This is a genomic window from Terriglobales bacterium, assembly GCA_035937135.1.
Lineage (GTDB): Bacteria > Acidobacteriota > Terriglobia > Terriglobales > Acidobacteriaceae > DASYVL01.
The window spans coordinates 1-24491 of sequence record DASYVL010000182.1; the positions used below are offsets into that span (position 1 = coordinate 1).

Below are 24491 nucleotides of genomic sequence, written 5' to 3' on the forward strand. Positions count from 1 at the left end.
AGCGGCCGTGCGCCGCGAACTGATGCGCACGCTGGAACTGATGGGGATTTCCGTTCCTTCTGTGATGTAACCGTTACGGTTCGCGTCCCACGCCCAGGGCATCCGCCACGCGGTTGATGTAGTTGAACCAGGAAGCGATGAGGGTGATCTGGAGGATGCCGCGGTCATCGAAGCCGGTGGCGCGCAGCCGCTCGTGGTCGCGCGGGGAGATCTGGGTAGCGTCGCGCGTGATCTTCACCACGAAATCCAGCATGGCGCGGTCCTGCGGCGAAAGCTCGGCCTGGGTGTAGTCCTGCTTCAGTTGTTCGACGAACTTCTCATCCAACGTGACCCGACGCAGAAACTCTGCGTGAGGGACGATTCAATAGTGGCAGCGGTTGGTCACCGAGACCAGCGTAGTGATCATCTCGTGCTGGCGGCGGGTGAGAGGCAGCTCCGGCGACATGAGCACGCCAAAGGTGGCGAAGGCGTGGAAGAGCGCATCCGGGATGAGGCTGTGCGAGGCCACGATGGCCGCCGGGCCGTCGGGCGTGGGTTGCACCGGCGTGGCGTACTCGACGGGGTAGAGCGTCTTCTGCTGCTCCATCGCCTCGAGCAGTTCGCGGCTGGCGTCGGCGAGCGGAATGGTCTTGATCCAGGTCATGCGGCGCGTGGAAAGTTTACATCACGCTCTGTGCGCGGAACCCGTGGCGCTTTGGGCCGTAAGACCAATCCTGGCGAGCGAAGCTCGCCCGCCCAGCCGGGGGCGGCTGGGCCTACGTGATCTCCGTTACTCGAATCCCCGCACGAACTCGACCAGTGAGCGCACGGCAACTCCGGTGGGTCCCTTGGCGATCCAGGGCTTGGTCTCCTCCATCCAGGCGACGCCGGCGATGTCGAGGTGGATCCAGGGCGTGTCCTCGGCAAACTCCTTGAGGAACATGGCGGCGGTGACGGCGCCGCCCCAGCGTCCGCCAGAGTTGACGATATCGGCGATGCCGCTTTTGATGATCTCGCGATACTCATCGTCGAGCGGCATGCGCCACATCTTCTCGCCGGAGCGGTCGAGCGCACTGCGGAAGCGCTGGTAGCTCGGCTCGTGGTTGGCGAAGACGCCGGCCTGGATCATTCCCAGCGCCACCACCACGGCGCCGGTGAGGGTGGCGGCGTCGATCAGGTGGGTGCAGCCCAGGCGGCGGGCATAGGTGAGTCCGTCGGCGAGCACCAGCCGGCCCTCGGCGTCGGTGTTGATGATCTCGATGGACTTGCCGGACATGGCGATCTGCACGTCGCCGGGCTTCTGCGCCTTGCCCGAGGGCATGTTCTCGGAGGCGCAGACCAGCGCGATGACCTTCACCTTGGGCTTCAAGAGCGCAATGGCGCGCATGGCGCCGAGCATGGCCGCGCCGCCCGCCATGTCGTACTTCATCTTTTCCATGCCCTCGGAGGGCTTGATGGAGATGCCGCCCGAATCGAAAGTGATGCCCTTGCCCACCAAGCCCAGCACCGGTTTTTCCGGCGCGCCCGCCGGCGAGTAGCGCAGCACGATGAGCGCCGGAGGCTCGTCCGAGCCTTGGGCCACGCTCCAGAAGGCGCCCATCTTCAGCTTTTTGATCTTGTCCGCGCCCAGGATCTCGCAGGTGAGCGCCTTCGAGCCGATCTCAGCCACCATCTTGCGGGCGCGTTCGGCGAGCATGGTCGGAGTCATGCGATTGCCGGGCTCGTTCACCAGTTCGCGGGTGAAGTTCTGTGACTCGCCCAGGATGCGTGCTTCCTCCAGCGCGCGCCCTACTGATCTCGGGTTCGAGCCCGCGGGCGGGACCACGGTCACGGCCTCGATGCTCTGGTCCTTGCGGTCGCTCTTGTAAGTGTCGGGATCGAAGTTGCCGACGAAGGCGCCCTCCACAATCGCGCGCACTGCCGCGGTGGCACCGCCAGAGATCTTGGGAGCCGCAAAGGCAAAGCTGCGGATGGATTTCGGCTTGAGCGCGCGTGCGGCCGCGCCCGCCAGCAAGCGCAACTCATAGGCGGAGAAGGCCTTCGCCTTGCCGCCGCCGATCAGCAGCAGGCGCTTGGCTTTGAGTCCCTGCGGACGGTGCAGCAGGACGCTTTCGAAGGCTTTTCCCGTCATCTCGCCCGAGGCGATAGCGTCTGCTGCGGCCGAAGCGATGGCCGGGTCACCGGCAATCTTGGCGGCGGGTTTGTCCTTCTCGCCGTGGTCGAGCACAACTGCGACCAGGCACTCGGTTTCTAGTTCTGCGGGCTTCGAAAATGAGAGTAGCGTTTTCATGGGATCCTTTCGCCACGGAGACACGGAGGCACGGAGGGAATCAAATCTTAAGAAGCGCCGGCTCCGGTTACTAGTCCTGCCCTGGTTTGGTTTGCTCCGTGTCTCCGTGCCTCCGTGGTTAAGTCTTCCGGCTGCGGGTGATGGCGGCGCGCGCCTCGCGGTCCGCGTCGCGACGGCGTATGGTCTCGCGCTTGTCCCAGAGCTGCTTGCCTTTGGCCACGGCCAACTCGCACTTCACCCGCCCTCGCTTGAAGTAGAGGCGCGTGGGGATGAGCGTGAGGCCCTTCTGCTGGGTGCGCCCCAGGAGCTTGCCCAACTCCTCTTGATGTACCAGCAGCTTCCGTGTGCGCAGCGGCTCGTGATTGTAGATGTTGCCGTGCTCGTAGGCGCCGATGTGGGCGTTCAGCAGCCAGAGCTCGCCGCCCTTGACCAGGCCGTAGGCGTCCTTCAGGTTCGCTCGCCCGGCGCGGATGGCCTTCACCTCCGTGCCGGTGAGCACCACTCCGGCTTCGAACTTCTCCAGCAGGAAGTAGCGATGTCCGGCGGCGCGGTTGACGGCCGCATCGCGCAGCCCGGCGGCGGTGGGGTCGCGCGGCGGGCTCTTGGGCTTCTCCGGCTTGGTTGGATGCGAACGCTGGCGGGGCATGGGGAATCAAGAGGTTACGGGCCAAAGTTCGTATGCTAGCACAGGGCGCTGGGGGGCGCGGTTGCACGGGACGCGGTGCTATAATCGCGGTTTTCCGCTGGGGCCCGGCCCGCTCGCCTGACCTCGACAAAGGAGTTGGATGAGGAAACTTGCCCGCGCAATGGCGTTGCTGGGTGCGCTTCTGTTGGCGCTGCCCACGGCCGCCGATGAGGCCAAGACGCTCTACAAGCAGGGCAAAGAGGCGGAGATCCGGCAGAACTACGAGGCCGCCTACGACGCCTATCGCAAGGCCTGGGAGCTGAAACCCGGCGACCTGAAATATCGCACCTCCATGGAGCGCCTGCGCTTCCTGGCTGGGGCCTCGCACGTGCATCGCGGCCAGTTGCTTCGCGAAGGCGGGAATCTGCCGGAGGCGCTGGCGGAGTTCGAGAAAGCCGCCGCGCTCGATGCCTCCAGCTTCATCGCCCAGCAGGAGATCCGCCGCACCCGCGCCCTGCTCGACGCCCAGCAGGCCGCTCCTCCCACGGCCGCTCCTGCACCGCCACCCGGCAGCAGCCTGAGCAGGCGCATCCAGGAGGCGCAAGGCCCGGTAGAGTTGGCTGCCATCTCCGACCAGCCCATCACGCTGCATCTTTCCGGCGATAGCCGCATGATCTATGAGAGCCTGGGCAAAGTGGCCGGCATCAACGTGCTCTTCGATCCGGACTACACCCCGCGGCGCGTGAGCATCGACCTCAACGCCGTCACCCTGAGCCAGGCGCTCAACATCGTGGCCATGGAGTCGAAGACCTTCTGGCGTCCGGTGACCTCAAACACCATCTTCATCGCCGCCGACACCAGCGCCAAGCGCAAGGAGCTGGAGCAGAGCGTCATCAAGAGCTTCTATCTTTCCAATCTCTCGGCGGCCAGCGAGCTGCAGGACGTGGTGAACGCGCTGCGGCAGATCCTGGAGTTCAGCCGGGTGCAGCAGGTGCCGTCGCAGAACATGGTCATCGTGCGCGGCACGCCGGACCAGGTGGCGCTGGCCGAAAAACTGATCAATGACATGGACAAGGCCCGCCCCGAGGTGATCGTGGAAGTGGCCGTCCTGCAGGTGCGGCGCGACAAACTGCGCCAACTGGGCATCCGGCCGCCCACCAGCGCCTCCGTCCAACTGGCCGGGACCACCTCCACCAGCACCTCCGGCACCACCACCACCACCACCACCACGCCCGGGACCATTAACCTGAGGAGTCTGGCGCACCTGAACGCTACCGACTTCATCGCCACCATTCCCGCGGCGACGGCCACCCTGCTGTTCACCGACGACAACACCAAGATCATCCAGAACCCGCAGATCCGGGCGCTGGACGGCCAGAAGGCATCGCTGAAGATCGGCGACAAAGTGCCCGTCGCGACGGGCTCCTTTCAGCCGGGCATCGGCGGCGTGGGCATCAATCCCCTGGTCAACACTCAGTTCCAGTACCTGGACGTGGGCGTGAACATCGACATCACGCCGCGGGTGCACGCCGGCCGCGAGGTCACGCTCAAGCTGATGATCGACATCTCTTCGGTCACCTCGCGCGTGAACATCGGGGGCATCGACCAGCCGGTGATCGGCCAGCGCAAGATCGAGCACGAGATCCGCCTGAAGGAAGGCGAGGTCAACCTGCTGGGCGGCATCCTCGAGGAACAGGACATCAAGACGCTGGGGGGGATCCCCGGATTGGGGCGCATCCCCTTCTTCCGCTACTTCTTCTCCGATGAGAAAAAGGAGAGGATCGAGAGCGAGATCGTCTTCGCGCTGATTCCGCACATTGTCCGCAGTCAGGAGTTGAGCGAGCTGAACACCCGGACTCTGGACGTGGGAACGGGCACGGCCATCGACCTGCGCCGCGCCGGCAACGCGGAGGCGCCGAGGCCTACGGCTGCCGCTCCCAGTGGAGCGGCGCTGGTCACCCAGCCGCCGGCCACCGTTATGGGTCCCAACCCGGTGCCGCCCAGGCCTGCTCCCATCGGTCCGCGCGCTCTGCGCTTCGATCCGGTGGAGAGCACGCAGGCGGTGGGCTCGACCTTCGTGGTCAACATCGTCTACAGCGGCGCCGATCCCATCTATGCCGTGCCCGTCCAGGTTTCCTATGATCCACGAGTGCTGCAGCTGTTGAACATCTCGAACGGCGGCTTCCTGGCAGGCGACGGGCAGTCGGTGGCGCTGGTCCACCGCGAAGATCCGCCGGGGACGCTCCAGGTGAGCGCCACGCGGCCGCCGGGTGCGGGCGGCGTCGCGGGCGAGGGACCGGTCTTCAGCCTCACCTTCGTGGCCAAGGCGCCGGGGCAGTCTTCGTTGATCATCACCCGGCCGGGAGCGCGCGACGCCAACATGCAGATGCTGCAGGTGGTGGCGACGCCGGCCACGGTCACCGTCCGCTAGCCGCCGCGGAGCCAGGATATTTTTATGCTTTCGTTGGCGCGCAGCGTCGTGGCGTCTCGCCGAGCGGGGAAGCGCGGGGTCACGCTGATCGAGCTGGTGGTGGCCATCACCATCCTGCTCATCCTGACCAGCGCCGCCATCCCCATCGCCCGCACCCGCATCAAGCGGGAGCGGGAGCGCGAGCTGCGCCGCGGCCTGTGGGAGATGCGCGACGCCATCGACCGCTACAAGGACGCCGCCGACCGCGGCGCCTTCCAGATCAAGGTGGGCAGCGAGGGCTATCCGCCCGATCTCGAGACCCTGGTGAACGGCGTGGACGTGCAGGGCAAGAAGGTGCGCTTCCTGCGGAAGGTCCCCGTGGACCCCATGACCGGCGGTACGGAGTGGGGCCTGCGCGCCATGCAGGATGACCCGGCCTCCACCTCCTGGGGCGGGCAGAACGTCTTCGACGTGTATTCCAAGGCCGAAGGCACCGCCCTCGACGGGACAAAGTATTCGGAATGGTGATTCGGTGGAAACAATCCGCGCGCGGTTTCACCCTGCTGGAGCTGATGGTGGTGATCAGCATCATCCTCATCCTGCTATCGTTTGCCATTCCCGCGTACCAGCAGCACATCAAGAAGGCGCGCGAGGCGGTGCTGCGGGAAGACCTCTACCAGATGCGCTCGGCCATCGACCAGTACTCGCTCGACAAGCTGCGCGCGCCCCAGGCGCTGGAGGACTTGGTCAGCGCCGGCTACATGCGCGAGGTCCCGCTCGATCCCATCACCAACTCCCGCGACACCTGGGTGGTGGTGCAGGAGGACATCGTCCTCAGCGTGGACCAGGACCAGCCCGGCATTACGGACGTCCACAGCGGCTCCACCCTCGCCGCCAGCGATGGCAGCCCCTACGGCTCGTGGTGAATCTCGCGTTGAACCAGAGTTCCGAAACCACTAACATCTTTGCTGATGCCGATCGAGACTGAAATCAACCATCGCACCTACACCCCGGTGAAGGCGCCGCGCGGCAACACGCTCTCCTGCAAAGGTTGGCAGCAGGAAGCGGCCATGCGCATGCTCATGAACAACCTCGACGAAGAGGTGGGCGAGCGCCCCCAGGACCTGGTGGTCTATGGCGGGACGGGCAAGGCGGCGCGCAGCTGGGAGTGCTTCCACGCCATCGTGGCCGCGCTCAAGGCGCTGGAGAACGACGAGACCCTGCTGGTGCAGTCGGGCAAGCCCGTGGGCGTCTTCCAGACGCACGAGTACGCCCCGCGCGTACTCATCGCCAACTCCAACCTGGTGGGCCACTGGTCGAACTGGGAGAAGTTCAACGAACTCGAGCGCATGGGCCTGATGATGTACGGCCAGATGACAGCCGGCTCGTGGATCTACATCGGATCGCAGGGCATCATCCAGGGAACGTTCGAGACTTTTTGCGCCGCCGCCGATAAGCACCTGGGCGGCTCGCTGGAAGGGAAGCTGGTGGTTTCCGGCGGGATGGGCGGGATGGGCGGCGCGCAGCCCCTGGCCGCCACCATGGCCGGCGCCGCCTTCCTGGGCATTGACGTGGACCCGGAGCGCATCAAGAAGCGCCTCAAGACCGGCTACTGCGACTTCATGGTCAACTCGCTCGACGAGGCGCTGCGCATCCTGAAGAATGCGGTGCGCAAGAAGGAAGCGGTCTCCGTCGGCCTGGTGGGCAACTGCGCCGACGTGGTGCCGGAGCTGGCTGCGCGCGGCGTCGTCCCTGACCTGCTCACCGACCAGACCTCGGCCCACGACCCGCTCAACGGTTACGTGCCCAACGGCATGACGCTGGAGGAAGCGCTCGTGCTTCGCCAGCGCGACCCCAAGGCGTACCAGGAGAAGTCGCTCGACGCCATCGCCTGCCACGTCGAGGGCATGCTCGCCCTGCAGAAGATGGGCGCCATCACCTTCGACTACGGCAACAACATCCGCACCTTCGCCTTCCAGCGCGGCGTCAAGAACGCTTACGACTTTCCCGGCTTCGTCCCCGCCTACATCCGCCCGCTCTTCTGCGAGGGCCGCGGGCCCTTCCGCTGGGTGGCGCTCTCCGGCGACCCGGCGGACATCGCCGTCACCGACGAGCTGGTGCTCGAGATGTTTCCCGGCAACCGCATCCTCAGCCGCTGGATCGAGCTGGCGCGCAAGCGCATCAAGTTCCAGGGACTGCCGGCGCGCATCTGCTGGCTGGGCTATGGCGAGCGCGCCCAGTTCGGCCTGGCCATCAACGAGCTGGTGAAGAAGGGCAAGCTCAAAGCGCCAATCGTCATGGGCCGCGATCACCTTGACACCGGCTCGGTGGCTTCTCCTTTCCGTGAGACTGAGAGCATGAAGGACGGCTCAGACGCCGTCGCTGACTGGCCACTCTTGAACGCGCTGCTGAATACCGCGAGCGGAGCGTCGTGGGTTTCCATCCACAACGGGGGAGGCGTGGGCATCGGCTACTCGCAGCACGCCGGCCAGGTGACCGTGGCCGACGGCTCCGACGCCATGGCCAAACGCATCGAGCGTGTCCTGACCAATGACCCCGGGATCGGCGTGGCGCGGCACGCGGACGCCGGCTACGAGGAGGCTATCGAGTTCGCTCACCGTAAGGGCGTGAAGATCCCCGGGGAGAAATAGCGTGGGCGCACACAAAGGCGCGGCGGCATTGGCGAGCGCGAGCTTCGACGAGCTTCTCCGCCACAACGAGGAGGAGACCGAGCGCTGGCGCAAGTTCTTCGCGGCAACTCCGGCGGCCTTGGACGTGCCGATGGATATGGCGGACATGAAGACTGTCCGCGGCGCCGTGCTCCACATCTTCGTGGTCGAACAGCTCTATGGCGAACGCCTGTCCGGCACCACTCGCGAGCGGTTTTCCTACGACGACTTTCCCGCGGATTCACTCGAGCAGCTTTTTGCCTATCACGAGGGCGCGCTGGGGCATCTTCGCAAACTCCTCGACAGTTATACCGAGGCGCAGTGGAGCGAGCCCATCGAGTTCAAGGCGCGCGTGATGAGCATCACAGCCAGCCGCCGTAAGATGTTCGCCCACGTCTTGTTGCACAGCGTGCGCCATTGGGGGCAGGTCGCCATGGTTCTCCGCCAGAACGGCTTCAAACAGGACTGGCAGCACGACTTCATCTTCACTCAGGTGATGGAGTAAGTGGCGCCGAACGTCCAGGTCCTCCTGCTAGCCAACATCGGCCAGCTCCTCACCCTGCGCTCTACTACCTTCAAGGCCACCGGCCCGTTGCGCCGGCCGGAGCTGAACGACATTGGGCTGGTGGAAGACGCCGCGGTGCTTTGTGTGGACGGGAAGATCGCCGCCGCGGGGAAGCAGAGCGACATCCTGCGCGCAGCGAAAGGGAAGAAGCCGGTGGAGCTCGACTGCGCCGGCAAGGTCGTCCTGCCCGGCTTTGTGGATTCGCACACGCATCTGATCTTTTCCGCGCCTCGCCTCGCGGACTTCGAAAAACGCATTGCCGGCGCCAGTTACGAAGAAATCGCCGCGGCCGGCGGCGGCATCCGCTCCAGCGTCGAAGGCGTGCGCAAGGCGGGCGTCAAGGAGCTGGCCGGGAAGGCGTTGGCTGCGCTCGAGGAAATGTCCCGGCAGGGTACCACCACCGTGGAAGCGAAGTCGGGCTACGGGCTCACCACGGAAGCCGAGCTCAAGTCGCTCGAAGCCATCCGCGCCGTCGCAGTCGAATGGCCCGGGACCATCGTTCCCACGCTGCTCGGTGCGCATGTAGTCCCCAAGGAATTCCAGGGCAAGCCGGAGAAGTACCTGAAAGAGGTCTGCGAGAAGATGATCCCGCAGGCGGCCAAGAAAAAACTGGCGCAGTTCGTGGACATCTTCGTGGAGCGCGGCGCCTTCAGCCTTGCCGACGCCGAGCGCGTCTTCGAGGCTGCCGCCAAGTACGGCCTTGGGGTGCGCGCGCACGTCTGCCAGTTGAGCGGCATGGAGGTGTGGCCGCTGCTGCGCTTCCATCCCGCCTCGCTCGACCACATGGACTGGGTGGCGGATGAAGACCTGCCGCAGCTCGCGCGCCGCGACACCGTGGCCACGCTCCTCCCCGGCGCCAACTTTTTCCTCGGCCTCGACCGCTATCCTCCGGCGCGGCGGCTGATCGAGGCGGGCGTCCCCGTGGCCCTGGCCACCGACTACAACCCCGGCAGCTCGCCCATCGCCAGTATGCCCTTTGTACTCTCGCTGGCCTGCACGCAGATGAAAATGACGCCGGCGGAAGCCATCGCCGCCGCCACGCTCAACGGCGCGCACGCTTTGCGACTCGCCCATCGCAAGGGAAGCCTCGAGCCCGGCAAGGACGCCGACCTCGCTCTTCTTGACGTGGACGACTACCGCGAGATCCCCTACTGGGTAGCGGCCAACCGCTGCGTGGGGACGATTCTCAAGGGCGTCCTGATTGCGTAAAATCATTGATTCACTCCTCGGCAGAACCCACATGATCCGGAAAGGTGACATGAAAAAACGAATCTTCTTTGTCCTGGCCGCACTTCTTACTCTTGCCGCAAGCGCGAGCGCCGAGCGCCTGCCCGGCAATGCCTCCCCGGAACACTACCAGCTCACCTTCTACCCCGACCTGAAGGCCGCCAAGTTCCGCGGGGAAGAGGCGATTGACGTGGTGCTCAAGCAGTCCAGCGCCACCCTCACCGTGAACTCCCTGGACCTGGAATATCAGGACGTGATGGCGCACATGGGGAAGAAGACGCTCACGGCCACGGTCACGACCGACCCGCAGAAGGAGACGGCCACCTTCACCTTCCCGGAACCGCTGCCCGCGGGCAAGGTCCTCATCCACGTCCACTTCACGGGAACGCTGAACGACCAGCTCGCCGGCTTCTACTTGAGCAAGGGACAAGGCCGCAACTACGCCGTCACCCAGTTCGAGGCCACCGACGCCCGCCGCGCCTTCCCCTCGTTCGACGAGCCCGCCCTGAAGGCGACCTTCGCCATCACGCTGGTGGTGGACCAGGGCGATACCGCCATCTCCAACGGCCGCATCCTCTCCGACAAGCCCGGCCCCGAGCCCGGCAAGCACACCCTCACCTTTTCCAGTACTCCCAAAATGTCTTCGTATCTGGTGGCCATGGCGGTGGGCGACTTCAAGTGCGTGAGCGGCGGGGTGGACGGCATCCCCATCCGCATCTGCTCCACTCCGGACAAGACGCATCTCGCCACCTTCGCTCTGCGCGCCGCCGAGGAGGCTGTCCATTTCTTCAATGGCTACTACCGCATCAAGTATCCCTTCGGCAAACTGGACGTGCTGGCGGTGCCCGACTTCTCCGCCGGCGCCATGGAGAATACCGGTGCCATCTTCTACCGCGAGCGCGTGCTCCTGATCGACGACGCCAAGGATTCGGTGGATTCGCATCGCACGGTGGCCGACGTGCTCGCCCACGAGATCGCCCACATGTGGTTCGGCGACCTGGTGACCGCGCAGTGGTGGGACAACATCTGGCTCAACGAGGGCTTCGCCACCTGGGCCTCGCCCAATCCCACCAAGATCTGGAAGCCGGAGTGGAACCCGCAACTGGACGAAGTGCAGGACACCGGCAACTCCTTGAGCCTGGACTCCACGGCCTCTACGCGCGCCATCCGCTCCAAGGCCGAGACCCGCGCCGAGATTGGCGAGCAATTCGACGGCATTGCCTACGGCAAGTCCGCCGCCGTGCTGCGCAGGGTGGAGGGCTACGTCGGCCGGGAAACCTTCCGCCGCGGCGTTACCAATTACCTCACCAAGCACTCCTACGCCAACGCCACCGCCGAGGACTTCTGGGGCGCCATCGCCCAGGTCTCGGGCAAGCCAGTGGACAAGGTCATGAAGAGCTTCGTGGACCAGCCGGGCGCGCCCGTCATCAGCGTCGCGTCCAAGTGCACGCAGAAGGGGGAGACCGAAGTCACGCTCTCCCAGCGGCGCTTCTTCTATGACCGCAAGCGGATGGAGGCCGGCGGCCCCGAACTGTGGAACGTTCCCGTCTGCCTCAAGCCCGCGGGATCAAGCCAGCCCGCCCGCTGTGAGCTTCTCACCCAGGAGGAACAAACCTTCACTCGGCCGGGCTGCGCGCCCTGGGTCTTCGCCAATGCCGGAAGCCAGGGCTACTACCGCTCCGCCTATTCACCGGAGGTAGTGGGCCAGATGGCGGCTGCCGCCGAGAAAGAACTCTCGCCCGCCGAGCGCATCACGCTGCTGGGCGACGAGTGGGCGCAGGTGCGCGTCGGCCACCACGACATCGGGGACCTCCTCAAGCTCGCCGAAGGGCTTAAGGGCGACCGCGAGCGCGCGGTGGTGGAGATCGTTGCCACACGTCTGCGCGACATCTCTGACGACCTGACCAGCGACGCCGCCCGCGAGGCCTACCAGGCCTGGGTGCGCGAGCTGCTGCGTCCGGCGGCCGCCGAACTGGGCTGGCAGGCGCAGCCGGGCGAGAGCGAGGAGCGCCACAGCACTCGCGCCTACGTGCTCTACACGCTGGGCTATGCCGGGGACGATCCTCAGGTCTTCCAGCAGGCGCGGGCGCTGGTGGAGCGGCACCTGAAGGAAGGCGCCGAGGCCGACCCCACGCTGCTGGAGACCGCCGTGCGTCTGGCCGCCATTCACGGGGACGCCGCGCTCTACGACCAGTATCTCGACCAGGCGCGCAAGCTTCAGGCGCCCGAGGAGCGCTACCTCTATCAGCAGGCGCTCGCCCGCTTCCGCGATCCCGCGCTCATCCAGCGCACGCTCGAATACAGCATCTCCCCGGAGGTGCGCATTCAGGACTCCGGGCGCATGCTGGGTTCCGTTTTCGAGAATCCGGCGGCGCGCGCTATCGCCTGGCAGTTCGTGAAGACGCGCTGGAGCGACGTGCAGGGCAAGATGGGACTCTCGCTTGGGGGCCAGCGGGTCATTCGCGCGGCTGGCGGATTCTGCGATGCCGCGGCGCGTGACGACGTGCAGAAGTTCGCCGGCGAACACAACGTCCCCGCTGAGAGCCGCAGCCTGCGCCAGTCGCTGGAGCGCATCAACAACTGCATTGGCCTGAAGTCGGCGCAGCAGGAGCGGCTCGCGCTCTGGCTCCGCAGCCACAGCGCGGCAGGAGTGCAGTAAGGGCTGTGTAGGCTCGGCTCTCTGAGCCGGGTGCAACGAGGCACGGGTCGGAAACCCGTGCCTACACATCAACGTATGCTGCCCCGAAAATACGATTATCGGCGAAAGCTCCCACACTTACAGAAAGACTATCGGCCCGTATTCGTCACCTTCGCCACGCACACGAGATGGGAGCTTCCCGAGACTGCCAGGCAGTTAGCGCTCGATTCCTCTTTGAAGCAAGACGGCAACACAATCGACCTGCACGTAGTCGTTGTCATGCCCGATCGCGCGCACCTGATCTTCTCGCCGCGGAGCGACCGCGACGGCCCTTTCAGCCTCATGGAAATCATGCACGCTATCAAGGGTGCCTCTGCCCATGCCATCAACCAAGCCCTACAACGGCGGGGTCGGGTCTGGCAGGAAGAGTCCTTTGACCACGTTCTCCGATCCAACGAAAGCCTGGCCAAGAAGGTTGATTACCTTTGTCAGAATCCAGTACGCGCAGGATTAGCGAGGGCCCCCGAAGAGTATCCCTGGCTCTGGCGAGGCGTGGTTCCGGTCCTTTAGAGGTTTGTATAGGCCCGGCTCTCTGAGCCGGGCGGAAAGAGGCACGGGTCGAAGACCCGTGCCTACACGAGCAGCGCTGGGGAAAGGTTGAACCTTACTGGTGGGTCACAGGCGCTTCGGCCGTGGGCGGGACCGGAGGCAGCGCCGGGGCAGCCTCTTCGGCCAGTTCGGGCAGCGGCGTGACCAGAGCGACTTGCAGCACCTGGTCCATGGTCTCGACGAAGTGCAGCTTCAGAACGCTGCGCAGGTTCGCAGGAACGTCTTCCAAGTCCTTCTCGTTGTCCTTGGGCATAATGATCTCGAAGATCCCGGCGCGATGCGCGGCCAGCAGCTTTTCCTTGAGGCCGCCGATGGGCAGTACCTTGCCGCGCAGGGTGATCTCCCCGGTCATGGCCAGATCGCGGCGCACGGCGATCTTGCTCAGCGCGCTGGCGATGGCGGTGGCGATGGTGATGCCCGCCGACGGGCCGTCCTTGGGGATGGCGCCCTCGGGCACGTGCACGTGGATGTCCGCGTTGCGGTAGAAATCGCGTGGAATGCCCAGCTTGGCCGCACGCGAGCGTACGTAGGAAAGCGCCGCCTGCGCTGATTCCTGCATCACGTCGCCCAGTTTGCCGGTGAGGATAAGCTTGCCCTTGCCGTCCACGATGGTCACTTCGGTGGAGAGGATGGAGCCGCCGACCTCGGTCCAGGCCAGACCCGTGACCAGGCCGATCTCGCTCTTCTCGTGCGCGGCCGTGTCGCGGTACTTGATGACGCCCAGAAACTCGCCCACGTTCTCCTGGGCCAGCGTGAGGTGAAACGCCGCGCCTTCCTTGACCACGCGGCGCGCTACCTTGCGGCATACGTTACCGATCTCGCGCTCCAGGTTCCGCACCCCGGCTTCCCGGGTGTAGGACTGGATGATGGCGTCGATAGCCTGGTCGGTGAACTCCAGGTTCTTCGTCGTCAGGCCGGCGGCCAGGAGCTGCTTCTTGACCAGGAATTGCTTGGCAATCTCGATCTTCTCGTACTCGGTGTAGCCGTGCAACCGCAGCACTTCCATGCGGTCCTGCAGCGCCGGCGGCACGGTGTGCAGTACGTTGGCGGTGGCGATGAAGAACACCTGCGAGAGGTCGTACTCCACGTCCAGGTAGTGGTCCATGAACATGTAGTTCTGTTCCGGATCGAGCACCTCGAGCAGGGCGGCCGAGGGGTCGCCGCGGAAGTCCATGGACATCTTGTCCACTTCGTCCAGCATGAAAACCGGATTCTTGGTGGCGGCCTTCTTCATCATCTGAATGATCTGGCCGGGGAGGGCGCCGATGTAGGTGCGGCGATGGCCGCGGATCTCAGCTTCGTCACGCACTCCGCCCAGCGACAGGCGCACGAACTTGCGGCCCGTGGCCCGCGCGATGGACATTCCCAGCGAGGTCTTGCCCACGCCCGGCGGCCCCACGAAGCACAGGATGGAGCCCTTGGGCTTCTGCACCAGTTGGCGCACCGCCAGAAATTCAAGGATACGCTCCTTGATCTTCTCCAGCCCGTAATGGTCCTCGTTCAGGACCTTCTCGGCACGATCGATGTCGCGGATCTCCTTCGAGCGCTTCTTCCAGGGCACGGCGAGCAGCCAGTCCAGATAGTTGCGGCTGACGGTGGATTCGGCCGACATGGGTGGCATGGCTTCCAGCTTCTTCAATTCCTGGAGCGCCTTCTCGTGCGTGTCCTTGGGCATGCCGGAGGAATCGATCTTCTTCTTCAGTTCCTCGAACTCGTTCTTCTCGCCCCGGCCCAGTTCCTTCTGGATGGCCTTGATCTTCTCGTTGAGGTAGTACTCCTTCTGCGCCTTCTCCATCTGGCGCTTGACGCGCGACTGGATGGAGCGGTCCATGTTCAGCTTCTCGATCTCGATGTCCAGCACGTCGGCGATGCGGGTCAGGCGATCGACCGGGTCAAAGAGGTCCAGAAGGTCCTGCTTCTCCTCGATGGAGAGCTGCAGGTTGGCGGCGATGATGTCTGTCAGCTTGGAGGGGTCTTCGAGCCGGACCGCGGCCAGCATGGTCTCGTAGTTCAGCGACTGGCAGAGCTTCACGTACTGTTCGAACAGCGACGTGATGCGCTGCATGGCGGTCTCGATCAGCGGGTTGACCTCCGTGGCGTAGGTGACGGTGCGCACCGTGGACTGGAAGTAGCCTTCGGTGTCCACAACGGCCAGCACCTTGCCGCGCTCCACGCCCTCCACCAGCACCTTGATGTTGCCGTCGGGAAGCTTCAGCGACTGCACGATGTTGACGATGGTGCCCACCTGGTAGATCTCGTTGGCCTTGGGCTCGTCCACGCTGGCGTCATGCTGCGTGGCGAGGAAGATCTTCTTGTCGGCGGCCAGCGCCTCTTCCAGGGCGCGCACGCTCGACTCCCGTCCCACGACGAACGGCGTCATCATGTGGGGGAAGATGACCACGTCCCGGATGGGCATCATGGGCAGCTTGCGCGTGTTGAACTTTTCCCGGCTTGCGGTCGTCTGGGTCAATGGGTCTCCCTAGGGGTCAGCCTGCCTTCTCCATCATTGTAAGCGATATGTCACGCCGCTCCACCATCTCCTTGGTGACTTCGAATTCCTTGACCTTCTTCTGGCTGGGCAGGTGGTACATCAACTCCAGCATCAGCTCTTCCAGAATCATGCGCAGCCCGCGAGCGCCGACCTTGCGCACCATGGCTTCGCGGGCGATGGCGCGCAGCGCCTCTTCGGTAAAGAGCAGGCGCACGTTCTCGAACTCGAACAGGCGCTGGTACTGCTTGACGATGGCGTTCTTGGGCCGGGTGAGGATCTCGATGAGCGCGCTCTCGTCCAGGTCGTTGAGCACGCCCACCACCGGCAGCCGTCCGCAGAACTCGGGGATCAGTCCGTACTTGATCAGGTCCTGGGGCTGCACCTGAGACAGCAACTCGGTGTCGCGTTGCTGCGGCACGCCCGGTTCCGTGGCCTCCTGCGCCGCGCGGAAGCCCATGGCCTTGCGGCCCACGCGCCGCCCGATCACCTTCTCCAGGCCGACGAAGGCCCCGCCGCAGATAAAGAGGATGTTAGTGGTATCCACGGGCGTGAATTCCTGGTGGGGATGCTTGCGCCCGCCCTGCGGCGGCACGTTGGCCACCGTGCCCTCGAGGATCTTCAGCAGCGCCTGCTGCACGCCCTCGCCGGAGACGTCGCGAGTGATGGACGGGTTCTCGTCCTTGCGCCCGATCTTGTCCACCTCATCGATGTAGATGATGCCGGTCTGCGCGCGGCTCACGTCGCCGTCGGCGGCCTGCAGCAGCTTGAGGATGATGTTCTCCACGTCTTCGCCCACGTAGCCGGCCTCGGTGAGCGTGGTGGCGTCCACGATGGCGAAGGGGACGTCGAGCATCTTGGCCAGGGTCTGCGCTAGAAGCGTCTTGCCCGTGCCCGTAGGGCCGATGAGCAGGATGTTGGACTTGGCCAGCTCCACCTCGCTGTCCTTCTGGCGGTTGATGTGGACGCGCTTGTAGTGGTTGTAGACGGCGACCGCGAGCTTCTTCTTAGTCTGCTCCTGGCCGATCACGTACTCGTCCAGGAACACGCGGACTTCCTGCGGCTTGGGGAGCGTATTGGGCGCGGCGGCGGCGTGGGTCTCGGTGCGGTCGTCCTCCAGGATGGAGTTGCACACCGCCACGCACTCATCGCAGATATAGGCGCGCGGGTAGTCCGAGGGCGAGGAGATCAGCTTGGCCACCGCGTCCTGGGACTTGTGGCAGAACGAGCAGCGCAACCCTTCGTCCGTGCCAGATCGGCTCTTCACTCCCGTGCCTCCCCTTCTATTTGTGCTTGTGGATGATGTCATCCACGATGCCGTATTCCTTCGATTGCTGCGCGTTCATGATGAAGTCGCGCTCTACGTCGCGCTCCACTTTCTCCAGCTTCTGCCCGGTGTGCTTAGCGATGAGCTGGTTGGTGATGTCGCGCATGCGCAGGATCTCGCGGGCGTGGATGTCGATGTCCGTGGCCTGGCCCGAGAGCCCGCCCATCGAGGGCTGGTGGATGAGGATGCGCGAGTAGGGTAGGGCGAAGCGCTTCTTGGGCGCGCCCGCGCACAGCAAAAGCGACGCCATGCTGGCTGCCTGTCCGATGCAGATGGTCATCACCTCGGGCTTCACAAACTGCATAGTGTCATAAATCGCCATGCCCGCGGTGACGGAGCCACCTGGAGAGTTAATGTATAACTGGATATCCTTCTCCGGGTCCTCGGCCGCCAGGAAGAGCAGTTGCGCGGTGATCAGGTTGGCCACATTGTCGTCAATGGGCGTGCCCAGAAAGATGATGTTGTCGCGCAGCAGCCGGGAATAGATGTCGTAGGCGCGCTCGCCCCGGCTGGTCTGTTCCACCACCATCGGCACCAGCATTCGCTCACCTGCCTTTGCCCGCGCGCTTGGCGGGAGGTTTGGGTTCGGGATCAGGCACGCCGGAGGAGGACCGGCGAAATAAGAAGTCGAGAGTCTTGTCGCTTCGGATTCTGTTGCGGATTCTATCCAGCGCTCCATCGCGCGTCAAACGAGCGCGCACTTCGTCCGCCGTCTGTTGCGTGTGTTTGGCCAGCGCCTCGATCTCCTGGACGATTTCCTCGTCGCTGACTTCGATCTTCTCCCGCTCCGCGATCTTTTCCAGCAGCAGCGACGCCTTCATTTCCTTGCGCGCGCCCTCGCGCTGGCCTTCGCGCAGCTTGGGCAGGTCCATCTTCTTCATGTCGTCGGCGCGCATGCCCTGCATGGCCAGCGCCCGCAAGCCGCGCTCCAGCCGCACGTCGACCTGCTGCTCCACCAGCGACTCCGGGACCGGGAAGTCGTGCGCCTCCACCAGTTGATCCACCAGCTTTTCCTTGGCTACGTGTTCGGCGTGCTGCTTCCGCTCCGACTCCATCTGCTCGCGCAGGCGCTTGCGCAGGTCGTCCAGCGTCTGAAACTCGCCCAGCTCCTTGGCGAAGTCGTCGTTGAGCTCGGGGATGGCGCGCTGTTTCACGCTCTGGATGTTCACGGTGTAGGAGGTAGTCTTTCCCGCCAGGCGCGCGTCGGAAAAATCCGCGGCATAGTGAACGTCGAAGCTGCGCTCCTCGCCCGCGCGCGCGCCGCGCAGGTTCTCGGAGAACTCTGCCACGGTGTTGGTGCCGCCGATCTCCACCAGGATGCTCTCGACGCTCGCCGGCTGCCCGCCGCCTTCCTTGGGCGTCCCGCGGAAGCTGACCTGGGCGAAGTCGCCGTCGGCCAGCGCCCGGTCGTCCACCGCGGTGTAGGTGGCCTGCTGCTGGCGCAGGTGCTCGACCGCCTGCTCCACTTCCTCTTCGGTGACCTTAACGTCCTCCACCTCGGCGCGCAGCTTGTCGTATCCCGAAAGCTCGATCTCCGGCAGCACTTCGAACGACGCCTTGAAGCGCAGAGGCTCGCCCGGTTCCAATTTCAGGTCGCTGATGCGCGGCTGCGATACCGGCTCCAGCTTCTGCCGCTCCATCTCCTGCTGGAAGTAGCGCGGCACCAGCGCCTCGACCACTTCGCCCTTGACCTCGCCCTGGAAGCGCATGCGGATGATGGTGGCGGGCGCTTTGCCCTTGCGGAAGCCCGGCAGCCGCACCGCCTTGCGGTACTTTTCGACGACGGAGTCGGTCTCGCGCGCCACCACGTCCGCGGGAACCTCGACCTCGACTTCGCGCACGCAGGCGTCCTTCGTTTCGGTAGTACTCAAGAAAACCTCAAGGGAGGAGGATGGGAACACTTTCAGTCTAAGGAGTCTTGCGAAGGCGGTCAAACGGGCAGGCAGTGAATTTCGCGTCGACCGAGGCTCGGATAGAATGCGGAGGGAGTTAAAAGTGATCGACATCGTCTGGGAGTTCCGCGTGAAGCCGGGGAAGACGGCGGAGTTCGAGCGCCACTATTCCAGCTCCGGCACCTGGGCGACCTTCTTCAAGAAAGGTGACGGCTACCACGGCACCGTCCTGGTCCGCGACACGGAGAAGCCCAGCCGCTACCTTACATTCGATCTTTGGGACGACCTCGCCGCGTTCCACGAGTTCAAGTCCCGGTTCTCCGAGGAATACTTCCTCATCGACCGCCAGTGCGAGGCGCTGACGGAGAAGGAAACTTGCCTCAGGATCTTCGAGGTGATCTGACTCCCATGCCGACCTGGCTCGACCAACTGAACCACGAAGTCATCGCCTGCACCCGCTGCCCGCGGCTGGTTTCGCACTGCAGAAGAGTCGCGCAGGAAAAGCGCCGCGCCTACCGCGACTGGCAGTACTGGGGCAGACCGGTTCCCGGCTTCGGCGACCCCAAGGCTCGCGTCCTGATCCTGGGCCTCGCGCCGGGCGCGCACGGCTCCAACCGCACCGGACGGATGTTTACCGGCGACGGCTCCGGGAATTTTCTGTATCCCGTACTGCACCAGGCCGGCTTCGCCTCCCGGCCGGACGCCACAGATCGCAACGACGGCCTGCGGCTCCGCGACGCCTACATCACCGCCGCAGCGCGCTGCGCGCCGCCGGGAAACAAGCCTCAGCCCGAGGAGCTGGCCCGCTGCGCGCCGTTTCTTGAGCGCGAGGTCGCTGGCCTGAAGAATGTCCGGGTGGTGGTGGCGCTGGGAAAAGTGGCCTTCGACTCCTACCTCAATCTGCTGAAGCGCCGCGGAGTGATTGCCAATCGAAGCGGCTTGCGCTTCGCCCACGGCGCCCGCTACCGCTTGCCCGACGGCAAGACGCTCGTCGCCTCCTACCATCCTTCCCGGCAAAACACGAATACGGGAAAGCTCACGCGGAAGATGTTCGTCAAAATCTTCCGCGACGCCGCGCGCTTCGCAGCGAAATAGCCCCAGCGGCACAGAGCTACCGTTTGTTTTTCTCTGTGTCCCTGTGGCTCTGTCGCAGATTGAGCGCGTTCAGCGCGCGTTCGATCTCGATGACCGCCACCCACTCACCCTGGCGCTGTTCGCGCCACACCACGCGACCGCCCAGCATCCTGGCCGCGTCTTCCGCGGACAGGTCGCGGTGGTAGTCGAAGTAGCGCTCCTGCACTTGCTCCCAGAAGGGAACGAGATCGAAGAGATTCTGCGGCGGCTGATATTTGGTGGAGAACAGGAGGGCGACGTCGTAGCGCGAGCTGTCGCGGGCGGCGGCAGAGAAGGGAGCCGCCGAGAAGTTTTGAACGGCGACGACCGCAAACGGTTCGCGCGTGTATCCCAGGTAGGGCTTGGTCAGCTCGTCCGAAGCCGGCCAGGCGGTAAGCACCCGCGCGTGCGGATATCTTGCAGACAGGAAGTCCGCAGCGCGCTTGTGCAAGGTGACGTAATCGCGGTAGGCCAGGTTGTCTTCCGGGGCGAAGGGGTAGGGCGGATTCAGCAGCCACCCGGCGACGAACCCCGCGCTCACCAGCGACACCACCCAAAGCCAGTGGCGCAGGCGCCGCCGCAAAGTAGAAACGCACAGCAGGATCCCGAGCGGGGCCACGGGCAGCAAATACCGGGCCAGCACCGCGCCTCCCAGCACGGACAACATGGCCACATAAGCCAGAATCACGACCGCGAAGACCGCCTGGATTCCCAGGTCAACGCGCAGCCGTGGCTGCCCGCCATCCTGAAGCGCCGGCCGGCGCAGAGCGAAGGCGGTGATGCCCGTCAGCAGCCACAGGTTCATGTAGCCGGTGAGGTGCCACAGGCGGCGCAACCCGGCCAACAGGATGCGCAGCGGATCGAGCGTGGCGCTCAGGTTGTAGCGGACGAATTCCGGGTTGCCGAAGATGTAGCCGGTGCGATGGGCGTGATACGCATACCACAATGCCAGCGGCAGGGCAGGGAGCAGGAGCAAGGAAGCGGAGCGCCGTACCGGCCCAGAACCGAGTGCAGCCCACCGGCGAGCAACCATGGGTTGAGCCAGCTCCCAAAGCAGGAGGGCGAAGGGAGCGACGATGGCGGTCTCCTTGGCCAGCGCCGCCAGGGAAAAGAGAGCGACTGCGGGCCAGCGGCGGCCTTCCAGATAGAAGCTCAGGCCCCAAAGGGTGAAAGCTGCGGCGGCCATGTCCAGATGCACCAGGGAGCTCTGGGCGAAAAAGACAGGGTAGAGCGCGGTCAACAAAGTGGTGGCGGCCGCGACCTCGAGATTCGACACCTGCCGCGCCAGGCGGAAGACTCCGGTCAAAGCCAGCGCCGCCACCAGCAGCATGGCGGTGCGGGTGGAGAGGGGAGTAAAGGCCCCAAGCTTCCACCAGAGCGCCAGGAGGGCGGTCACGAGCGGCGGGTGGGCGTTGGAGACAGTGGAGGCGGGGATGGGGTCGCCGGAGAGCAGCAGGTCGCGCGCTGCGGGGACGAAGTATCCGGCCTCGTCCCAGAAATAGGGCAGGCGCAGGAGCGTCGCGTGCAGCGCGAACATCAGGGTAAAGGTGAGCGCGAACACCGCACCCAGGTAGGGTCCGGCCGGCGTCGGTTTCTGGGGGGGCTCGCTCACAGCGCAGTTTCGGGCGACACAGGAACCGCGGCCTGGGCTGCGCCTAGTTGACGGCCCCACCCGTGGCCAGGCGCGGATCCAGCTTGATCTCGCCGAAGGTCTTCTCGTAGTTGACCATGTTCTGCTCCAGGATGGCGAGCAGAGCCTTGGCCTGCTGCGGGCTCAGGTAGATGCCCTGGAAGTTCATCACCTCGACCTCGGCCGGGCTCTGCTGCTGCAGGGTGCCGAAGACCAGAAAAAAATCCCAGACGTTCACGCGGATCTGTACGCTGTTGGCGTAGTTCTCGCGATAGCTGGCGTCCTGGGAGATCTTGATGTTGGGCTGCGCCGGGTTGCTCATAGCACCTCGCTTGTCGGTAAACAGTGCGGCTGGTGCCAGGAGAGGGACTCGAACCCCCAATGCCTTTCGGCGCACGCTCCTAAGGCGTGTGCGTCTGCCAATTCCGCCATCCTGGCTTTCGGGAACAAGTATAGGAGAAGTCTGTGGGCAGTTGCCCTCGAGCGCAAGCGCGCCCGTACTTATAGGCGAGTGAGGGCGTCGTAGACCACGAGCCCGACGATCACCAGGGTCAGCAACCCGGAAGCCGCGCCGAAGCCGCGCACGTAGGGCTGGATCCGGTGCATCTTGGTCAGCAGCTCCTCCTGCTCCTTCTGCATGTGGGACTCGGCCTCGTCGAGGAATAGTTGATCGTCCTCTTGCATGTTAAGGGTGGCGCGGTAAATGAGCAGGACGACCAGGACCAGGGTGAAGCTGCCCCAGGCGATCAGCAGAACTTCCATCAGCGGAGTCATAATCACAACGCCACCTCCCGGCGGTCGGGAGCCGGAGCCGCCTGACCTCGCACCGGGCCAAGGACCGGCCGGGCCGAACTCGGCTGATTATAGCCCCGGGGCAAAAAGCAAGGTCAACTTTTACAGTCCGGGGGCTAGGCGCACCCCCGCCACAGGATCAGCCCCAGCACCAGCCCCAGCAGCAGAATCAACCGCAGGGGCTTCTGCTGCGATTCGGTGTCCACCTCCGCGCTGTGCTCCTCCGGCTCCTCCTCCGGAGCCTGTTTGGAGGGCGGGAAGAACAGGGGATCGCGGTCGGACTTGGACATGGGGCCTAGTCTACAGCCGGGCGCCGGGCGGCCTGCCGGAATGGCTGCGACCGTCCGGGGGGCAGGCGCATCTAATTAAACAGGACCGGCAGGTTCAAGTCCCTGCCCGGCAGGACGGGTTTGCTATAATCGTTTCGTATCGTCGCTATCGCGCTAAGGAGAAAAACATGGCCACAACCCAGCAGGTGCAGACTCCGCCGAAGACGGCACCCCTCAACATGACTCCCTTCGCCATCACCAAGGTCAAAGAGATCATGACGCAGCAGAACCCTGCACCCGCCGCCCTCCGCCTGGGCGTCGTCGGAGGCGGATGCTCTGGCTTCTCCTACTCCATGTCCTTCGAGAACGGGGCGGGCGCCATGGACAAGTCTTTTGAGTTCGACGGCCTGAAGGTCTTCGTGGATGCCACCTCGCTCATGTACCTGAGCGGCTGCGTGGTGGATTACGTCGAGACCCTGGAAGGCGCGGGCTTCAAGTTCGAGAACCCCAACGTCAAGTCCACCTGCGGCTGCGGGTCGTCGTTCAGCGTGTAAGTTCTTACCGCGGATATACGCGGATCATCGCGGATTCTGAGAGGCGCGACTTCGGTCGCGCCTTTTGTTTTGGCCGGCTGGGCTCGCACCACTCGCCCCTAACCACTCGCCACTAGCTATTTTGGTTTCTGCACCGGGGCGCCGGGCTGCTGGGGCTGCTGGGCGCTCACGTCCAGCCGCGGGTCGTACACAAACTCCCAGTCGTTGTAGTGGTCCTTGTCATTGAGCACGCGGATGGAAGCCTGTTTGCTCGTGCTGGCCACGCCCACGATGGGCCCGCCGCCGAAAGTGGCGCCGAAGGCGGGTGTGGTCATGGCGGAGGCCGGAGTGCCCACGGGCGGAGTTTCAGCACCCGGAGTGGCCGGCGCAGTGGGACCGGCCGCAGGGGTTGCGCCGGCGAGGCCGCCGGCTTGCCCACCTGGAGGCCCGAAGGCTCCCTTGGGAACCACCTTGGCTTCGCCTACGTGGATGATCCGCCACTCGCCGCTCGGGGTCAGGGGGTCCTTGTAGCGGTGGCGCAGGAAGCGCAAGTGGTTGGTGTCTTCCAGTTGTGCGACCGACGCGGGATAATGCCCGAACTTCTTGTAGTAGTGCTTGATGGCGCGGGCGTACTGGGTGCCGCGGTGGATGAGCTCTTCCTCGCGGTCGCGGCGGATCTGCTGCGCCAACCGCGGCGCCGCGGTCATGGTAGCCAGCAAAATCAATGCCAGCAGCAGCAGTACCACCAGCAGCGCGTAGCCGCGCTGGCGGCGATTTCCAATTTGTGATTTGTAATTTGTCATTTCGTTCCGGGACGGCACGCCGCGACACTCCTCATCAACAGCGAATTACAAATCACCAATCACAAATCCAGATTCATCCGCCGGTCAGCGGCAAAGTCTGCCGCCGCCCGCCCAGCACGTCCTCCACCTCCACCGAGTTCACCCCGATGTGCACGATGCGGTAGCGGCGGTTGACGATGTCGCCTTCGGCGGCGATGAAGACGTCCTCGCCCTGCGACAAGAAGACTCTCTTAGCTTCCCCCGGCCTGCTGGCGAAGCCGAAGAACCGCAGGTTGATAGGCGGCGGAGGCGGCGGCCCGGTGGGGATCTTGAGAGCTGGGGCCACGGGCTTGGGAATGGGGGCTGGCTCCTCCTGACCGCGGAAGATGTTGCGCCCGCTGCCCTTGTACTGGACGCCCTCCACCGAGGCCAGCAAGTTCAGATGCAGGGTGGGGTCGAGCGACTGCGGCGCGGCAGGGGCGCCGCGCGTTCCCGCTCGCGCCGGGACTGGGCGCGCGGGCGGGGCAGGCGCGGCGGCTTCCGGCGCGGCTGCGGGGCGGAGCGCCGGCCACACGATATTGAAGAAGAAGACGACGAGCGCCAGCGCCGCCAGCCCGAACACCAGCGCAGCCTTCCCCCGGCCTCTCATTCCC

General features: G+C 64.8%; 25 protein-coding genes and 1 tRNA gene. 11 read left to right on the forward strand and 15 right to left on the reverse strand.

What is annotated here, in order from left to right; genetic code table 11:
* Positions 1-73: 73 nt before the first annotated feature.
* The 4 genes from VGQ94_10510 to smpB form a co-directional block, all read right to left on the reverse strand.
* Positions 74-325 (reverse strand): hypothetical protein, encoded by a 252-nt coding sequence (locus VGQ94_10510; protein ID HEV2022941.1) that lies wholly within the window; start codon positions 323-325, stop codon positions 74-76.
* Between the two features lie 36 nt (positions 326-361).
* Positions 362-643 (reverse strand): hypothetical protein, encoded by a 282-nt coding sequence (locus tag VGQ94_10515; GenBank protein HEV2022942.1) that lies wholly within the window; start codon positions 641-643, stop codon positions 362-364.
* A gap of 126 nt (positions 644-769) precedes the next feature.
* A complete protein-coding gene (locus VGQ94_10520; GenBank protein HEV2022943.1) occupies positions 770-2269 on the reverse strand; it encodes a leucyl aminopeptidase in 1500 nt (499 codons plus the stop codon).
* Positions 2270-2387: 118 nt separating this feature from the next.
* Entirely contained in the window at positions 2388-2915 is a 528-nt protein-coding gene (smpB, locus tag VGQ94_10525) for an SsrA-binding protein SmpB (GenBank protein ID HEV2022944.1), read from the reverse strand.
* Positions 2916-3054: 139 nt separating this feature from the next.
* Between smpB and VGQ94_10530 the strand changes: the two genes are divergently transcribed.
* The 8 genes from VGQ94_10530 to VGQ94_10565 all read left to right on the forward strand — a co-directional run bounded on the left by VGQ94_10530 (position 3055) and on the right by VGQ94_10565 (position 12973).
* Positions 3055-5325, forward strand: a complete 2271-nt coding sequence (locus tag VGQ94_10530) for a secretin N-terminal domain-containing protein (protein ID HEV2022945.1) — start codon at positions 3055-3057, stop codon at positions 5323-5325.
* Positions 5326-5349: 24 nt separating this feature from the next.
* Positions 5350-5832: a type II secretion system protein gene (locus tag VGQ94_10535; protein HEV2022946.1), complete on the forward strand. Its 483-nt coding sequence runs from the start codon at positions 5350-5352 to the stop codon at positions 5830-5832.
* The gene (locus VGQ94_10540) at positions 5826-6230 is read left to right on the forward strand and encodes a prepilin-type N-terminal cleavage/methylation domain-containing protein (GenBank protein HEV2022947.1); all 405 of its coding nucleotides are present in this window, start codon (positions 5826-5828) and stop codon (positions 6228-6230) included. The genes VGQ94_10535 and VGQ94_10540 overlap by 7 nt, the downstream gene beginning before the upstream one ends.
* A gap of 45 nt (positions 6231-6275) precedes the next feature.
* Positions 6276-7955 (forward strand): urocanate hydratase, encoded by a 1680-nt coding sequence (gene hutU, locus VGQ94_10545; protein HEV2022948.1) that lies wholly within the window; start codon positions 6276-6278, stop codon positions 7953-7955.
* A gap of 1 nt (position 7956) precedes the next feature.
* The gene (locus tag VGQ94_10550; protein ID HEV2022949.1) at positions 7957-8478 is read left to right on the forward strand and encodes a DinB family protein; all 522 of its coding nucleotides are present in this window, start codon (positions 7957-7959) and stop codon (positions 8476-8478) included.
* The gene (gene hutI, locus VGQ94_10555; protein HEV2022950.1) at positions 8479-9747 is read left to right on the forward strand and encodes an imidazolonepropionase; all 1269 of its coding nucleotides are present in this window, start codon (positions 8479-8481) and stop codon (positions 9745-9747) included.
* A gap of 49 nt (positions 9748-9796) precedes the next feature.
* Positions 9797-12424: a M1 family metallopeptidase gene (locus VGQ94_10560; protein ID HEV2022951.1), complete on the forward strand. Its 2628-nt coding sequence runs from the start codon at positions 9797-9799 to the stop codon at positions 12422-12424.
* A gap of 75 nt (positions 12425-12499) precedes the next feature.
* On the forward strand, positions 12500-12973 hold the full coding sequence (locus tag VGQ94_10565; protein HEV2022952.1) for a transposase: 474 nt from the start codon (positions 12500-12502) through the stop codon (positions 12971-12973).
* A 94-nt stretch (positions 12974-13067) separates the two neighbouring features.
* Here VGQ94_10565 and lon read toward each other — a convergent pair whose 3' ends face one another.
* The 4 genes from lon to tig are packed head-to-tail and all read right to left on the reverse strand — an operon-like array spanning position 13068 to position 18698.
* Positions 13068-15482 (reverse strand): endopeptidase La, encoded by a 2415-nt coding sequence (gene lon / locus VGQ94_10570; GenBank protein HEV2022953.1) that lies wholly within the window; start codon positions 15480-15482, stop codon positions 13068-13070.
* Between the two features lie 16 nt (positions 15483-15498).
* The gene (gene clpX, locus VGQ94_10575; protein HEV2022954.1) at positions 15499-16767 is read right to left on the reverse strand and encodes an ATP-dependent Clp protease ATP-binding subunit ClpX; all 1269 of its coding nucleotides are present in this window, start codon (positions 16765-16767) and stop codon (positions 15499-15501) included.
* Between the two features lie 16 nt (positions 16768-16783).
* Entirely contained in the window at positions 16784-17368 is a 585-nt protein-coding gene (gene clpP, locus VGQ94_10580; protein ID HEV2022955.1) for an ATP-dependent Clp endopeptidase proteolytic subunit ClpP, read from the reverse strand.
* A 4-nt stretch (positions 17369-17372) separates the two neighbouring features.
* On the reverse strand, positions 17373-18698 hold the full coding sequence (gene tig, locus VGQ94_10585) for a trigger factor (protein ID HEV2022956.1): 1326 nt from the start codon (positions 18696-18698) through the stop codon (positions 17373-17375).
* Between the two features lie 124 nt (positions 18699-18822).
* On the opposite strand from tig, the gene VGQ94_10590 reads away from it, so the two are divergent.
* Positions 18823-19122 (forward strand): antibiotic biosynthesis monooxygenase, encoded by a 300-nt coding sequence (locus VGQ94_10590; GenBank protein HEV2022957.1) that lies wholly within the window; start codon positions 18823-18825, stop codon positions 19120-19122.
* A gap of 5 nt (positions 19123-19127) precedes the next feature.
* Entirely contained in the window at positions 19128-19814 is a 687-nt protein-coding gene (locus VGQ94_10595) for a uracil-DNA glycosylase (protein HEV2022958.1), read from the forward strand.
* 16 nt (positions 19815-19830) lie between these two features.
* Here the strand turns inward: VGQ94_10595 and VGQ94_10600 are convergent, their stop codons facing one another.
* The 5 genes from VGQ94_10600 to VGQ94_10620 form a co-directional block, all read right to left on the reverse strand.
* Positions 19831-21444, reverse strand: coding sequence for a glycosyltransferase family 39 protein (locus VGQ94_10600; protein ID HEV2022959.1), 1614 nt, complete (start codon positions 21442-21444; stop codon positions 19831-19833).
* A gap of 43 nt (positions 21445-21487) precedes the next feature.
* A complete protein-coding gene (locus VGQ94_10605; protein ID HEV2022960.1) occupies positions 21488-21784 on the reverse strand; it encodes a DUF3467 domain-containing protein in 297 nt (98 codons plus the stop codon).
* 30 nt (positions 21785-21814) lie between these two features.
* Positions 21815-21900 (reverse strand) — tRNA-Leu (locus VGQ94_10610).
* 63 nt (positions 21901-21963) lie between these two features.
* A complete protein-coding gene (locus tag VGQ94_10615) occupies positions 21964-22224 on the reverse strand; it encodes a hypothetical protein (GenBank protein HEV2022961.1) in 261 nt (86 codons plus the stop codon).
* A gap of 146 nt (positions 22225-22370) precedes the next feature.
* A complete protein-coding gene (locus VGQ94_10620; protein HEV2022962.1) occupies positions 22371-22544 on the reverse strand; it encodes a hypothetical protein in 174 nt (57 codons plus the stop codon).
* A gap of 167 nt (positions 22545-22711) precedes the next feature.
* Here VGQ94_10620 and VGQ94_10625 point away from each other — a divergent pair, with 167 nt between their 5' ends.
* Positions 22712-23077, forward strand: coding sequence for an iron-sulfur cluster assembly accessory protein (locus tag VGQ94_10625; protein HEV2022963.1), 366 nt, complete (start codon positions 22712-22714; stop codon positions 23075-23077).
* 116 nt (positions 23078-23193) lie between these two features.
* Here the strand turns inward: VGQ94_10625 and VGQ94_10630 are convergent, their stop codons facing one another.
* Complete coding sequence (locus VGQ94_10630; protein ID HEV2022964.1) at positions 23194-23859, reverse strand: hypothetical protein; 666 nt, start codon at positions 23857-23859, stop codon at positions 23194-23196.
* Between the two features lie 73 nt (positions 23860-23932).
* Entirely contained in the window at positions 23933-24487 is a 555-nt protein-coding gene (locus VGQ94_10635; GenBank protein HEV2022965.1) for a hypothetical protein, read from the reverse strand.
* Positions 24488-24491: the final 4 nt, after the last annotated feature.

Excerpts from the sequence above, each read along its gene's own strand:
- VGQ94_10630 (HEV2022964.1), bottom strand. The coding sequence starts at position 23,859 with ATGACAAATTACAAATCACAAATTGGAAATCGCCGCCAGCGCGGCTAC.
- VGQ94_10515 (HEV2022942.1), bottom strand. The coding sequence starts at position 643 with ATGACCTGGATCAAGACCATTCCGCTCGCCGACGCCAGCCGCGAACTG.
- VGQ94_10535 (HEV2022946.1), top strand. The coding sequence starts at position 5,350 with ATGCTTTCGTTGGCGCGCAGCGTCGTGGCGTCTCGCCGAGCGGGGAAG.
- VGQ94_10595 (HEV2022958.1), top strand. The coding sequence starts at position 19,128 with ATGCCGACCTGGCTCGACCAACTGAACCACGAAGTCATCGCCTGCACC.
- VGQ94_10560 (HEV2022951.1), top strand. The coding sequence starts at position 9,797 with ATGAAAAAACGAATCTTCTTTGTCCTGGCCGCACTTCTTACTCTTGCC.
- clpP (HEV2022955.1), bottom strand. The coding sequence starts at position 17,368 with ATGCTGGTGCCGATGGTGGTGGAACAGACCAGCCGGGGCGAGCGCGCC.
- VGQ94_10605 (HEV2022960.1), bottom strand. The coding sequence starts at position 21,784 with ATGAGCAACCCGGCGCAGCCCAACATCAAGATCTCCCAGGACGCCAGC.
- VGQ94_10635 (HEV2022965.1), bottom strand. The coding sequence starts at position 24,487 with ATGAGAGGCCGGGGGAAGGCTGCGCTGGTGTTCGGGCTGGCGGCGCTG.
- VGQ94_10530 (HEV2022945.1), top strand. The coding sequence starts at position 3,055 with ATGAGGAAACTTGCCCGCGCAATGGCGTTGCTGGGTGCGCTTCTGTTG.
- smpB (HEV2022944.1), bottom strand. The coding sequence starts at position 2,915 with ATGCCCCGCCAGCGTTCGCATCCAACCAAGCCGGAGAAGCCCAAGAGC.
- VGQ94_10520 (HEV2022943.1), bottom strand. The coding sequence starts at position 2,269 with ATGAAAACGCTACTCTCATTTTCGAAGCCCGCAGAACTAGAAACCGAG.
- VGQ94_10565 (HEV2022952.1), top strand. The coding sequence starts at position 12,500 with ATGCTGCCCCGAAAATACGATTATCGGCGAAAGCTCCCACACTTACAG.
- VGQ94_10540 (HEV2022947.1), top strand. The coding sequence starts at position 5,826 with ATGGTGATTCGGTGGAAACAATCCGCGCGCGGTTTCACCCTGCTGGAG.
- VGQ94_10620 (HEV2022962.1), bottom strand. The coding sequence starts at position 22,544 with ATGTCCAAGTCCGACCGCGATCCCCTGTTCTTCCCGCCCTCCAAACAG.
- VGQ94_10615 (HEV2022961.1), bottom strand. The coding sequence starts at position 22,224 with ATGGAAGTTCTGCTGATCGCCTGGGGCAGCTTCACCCTGGTCCTGGTC.
- hutU (HEV2022948.1), top strand. The coding sequence starts at position 6,276 with ATGCCGATCGAGACTGAAATCAACCATCGCACCTACACCCCGGTGAAG.
- VGQ94_10625 (HEV2022963.1), top strand. The coding sequence starts at position 22,712 with ATGGCCACAACCCAGCAGGTGCAGACTCCGCCGAAGACGGCACCCCTC.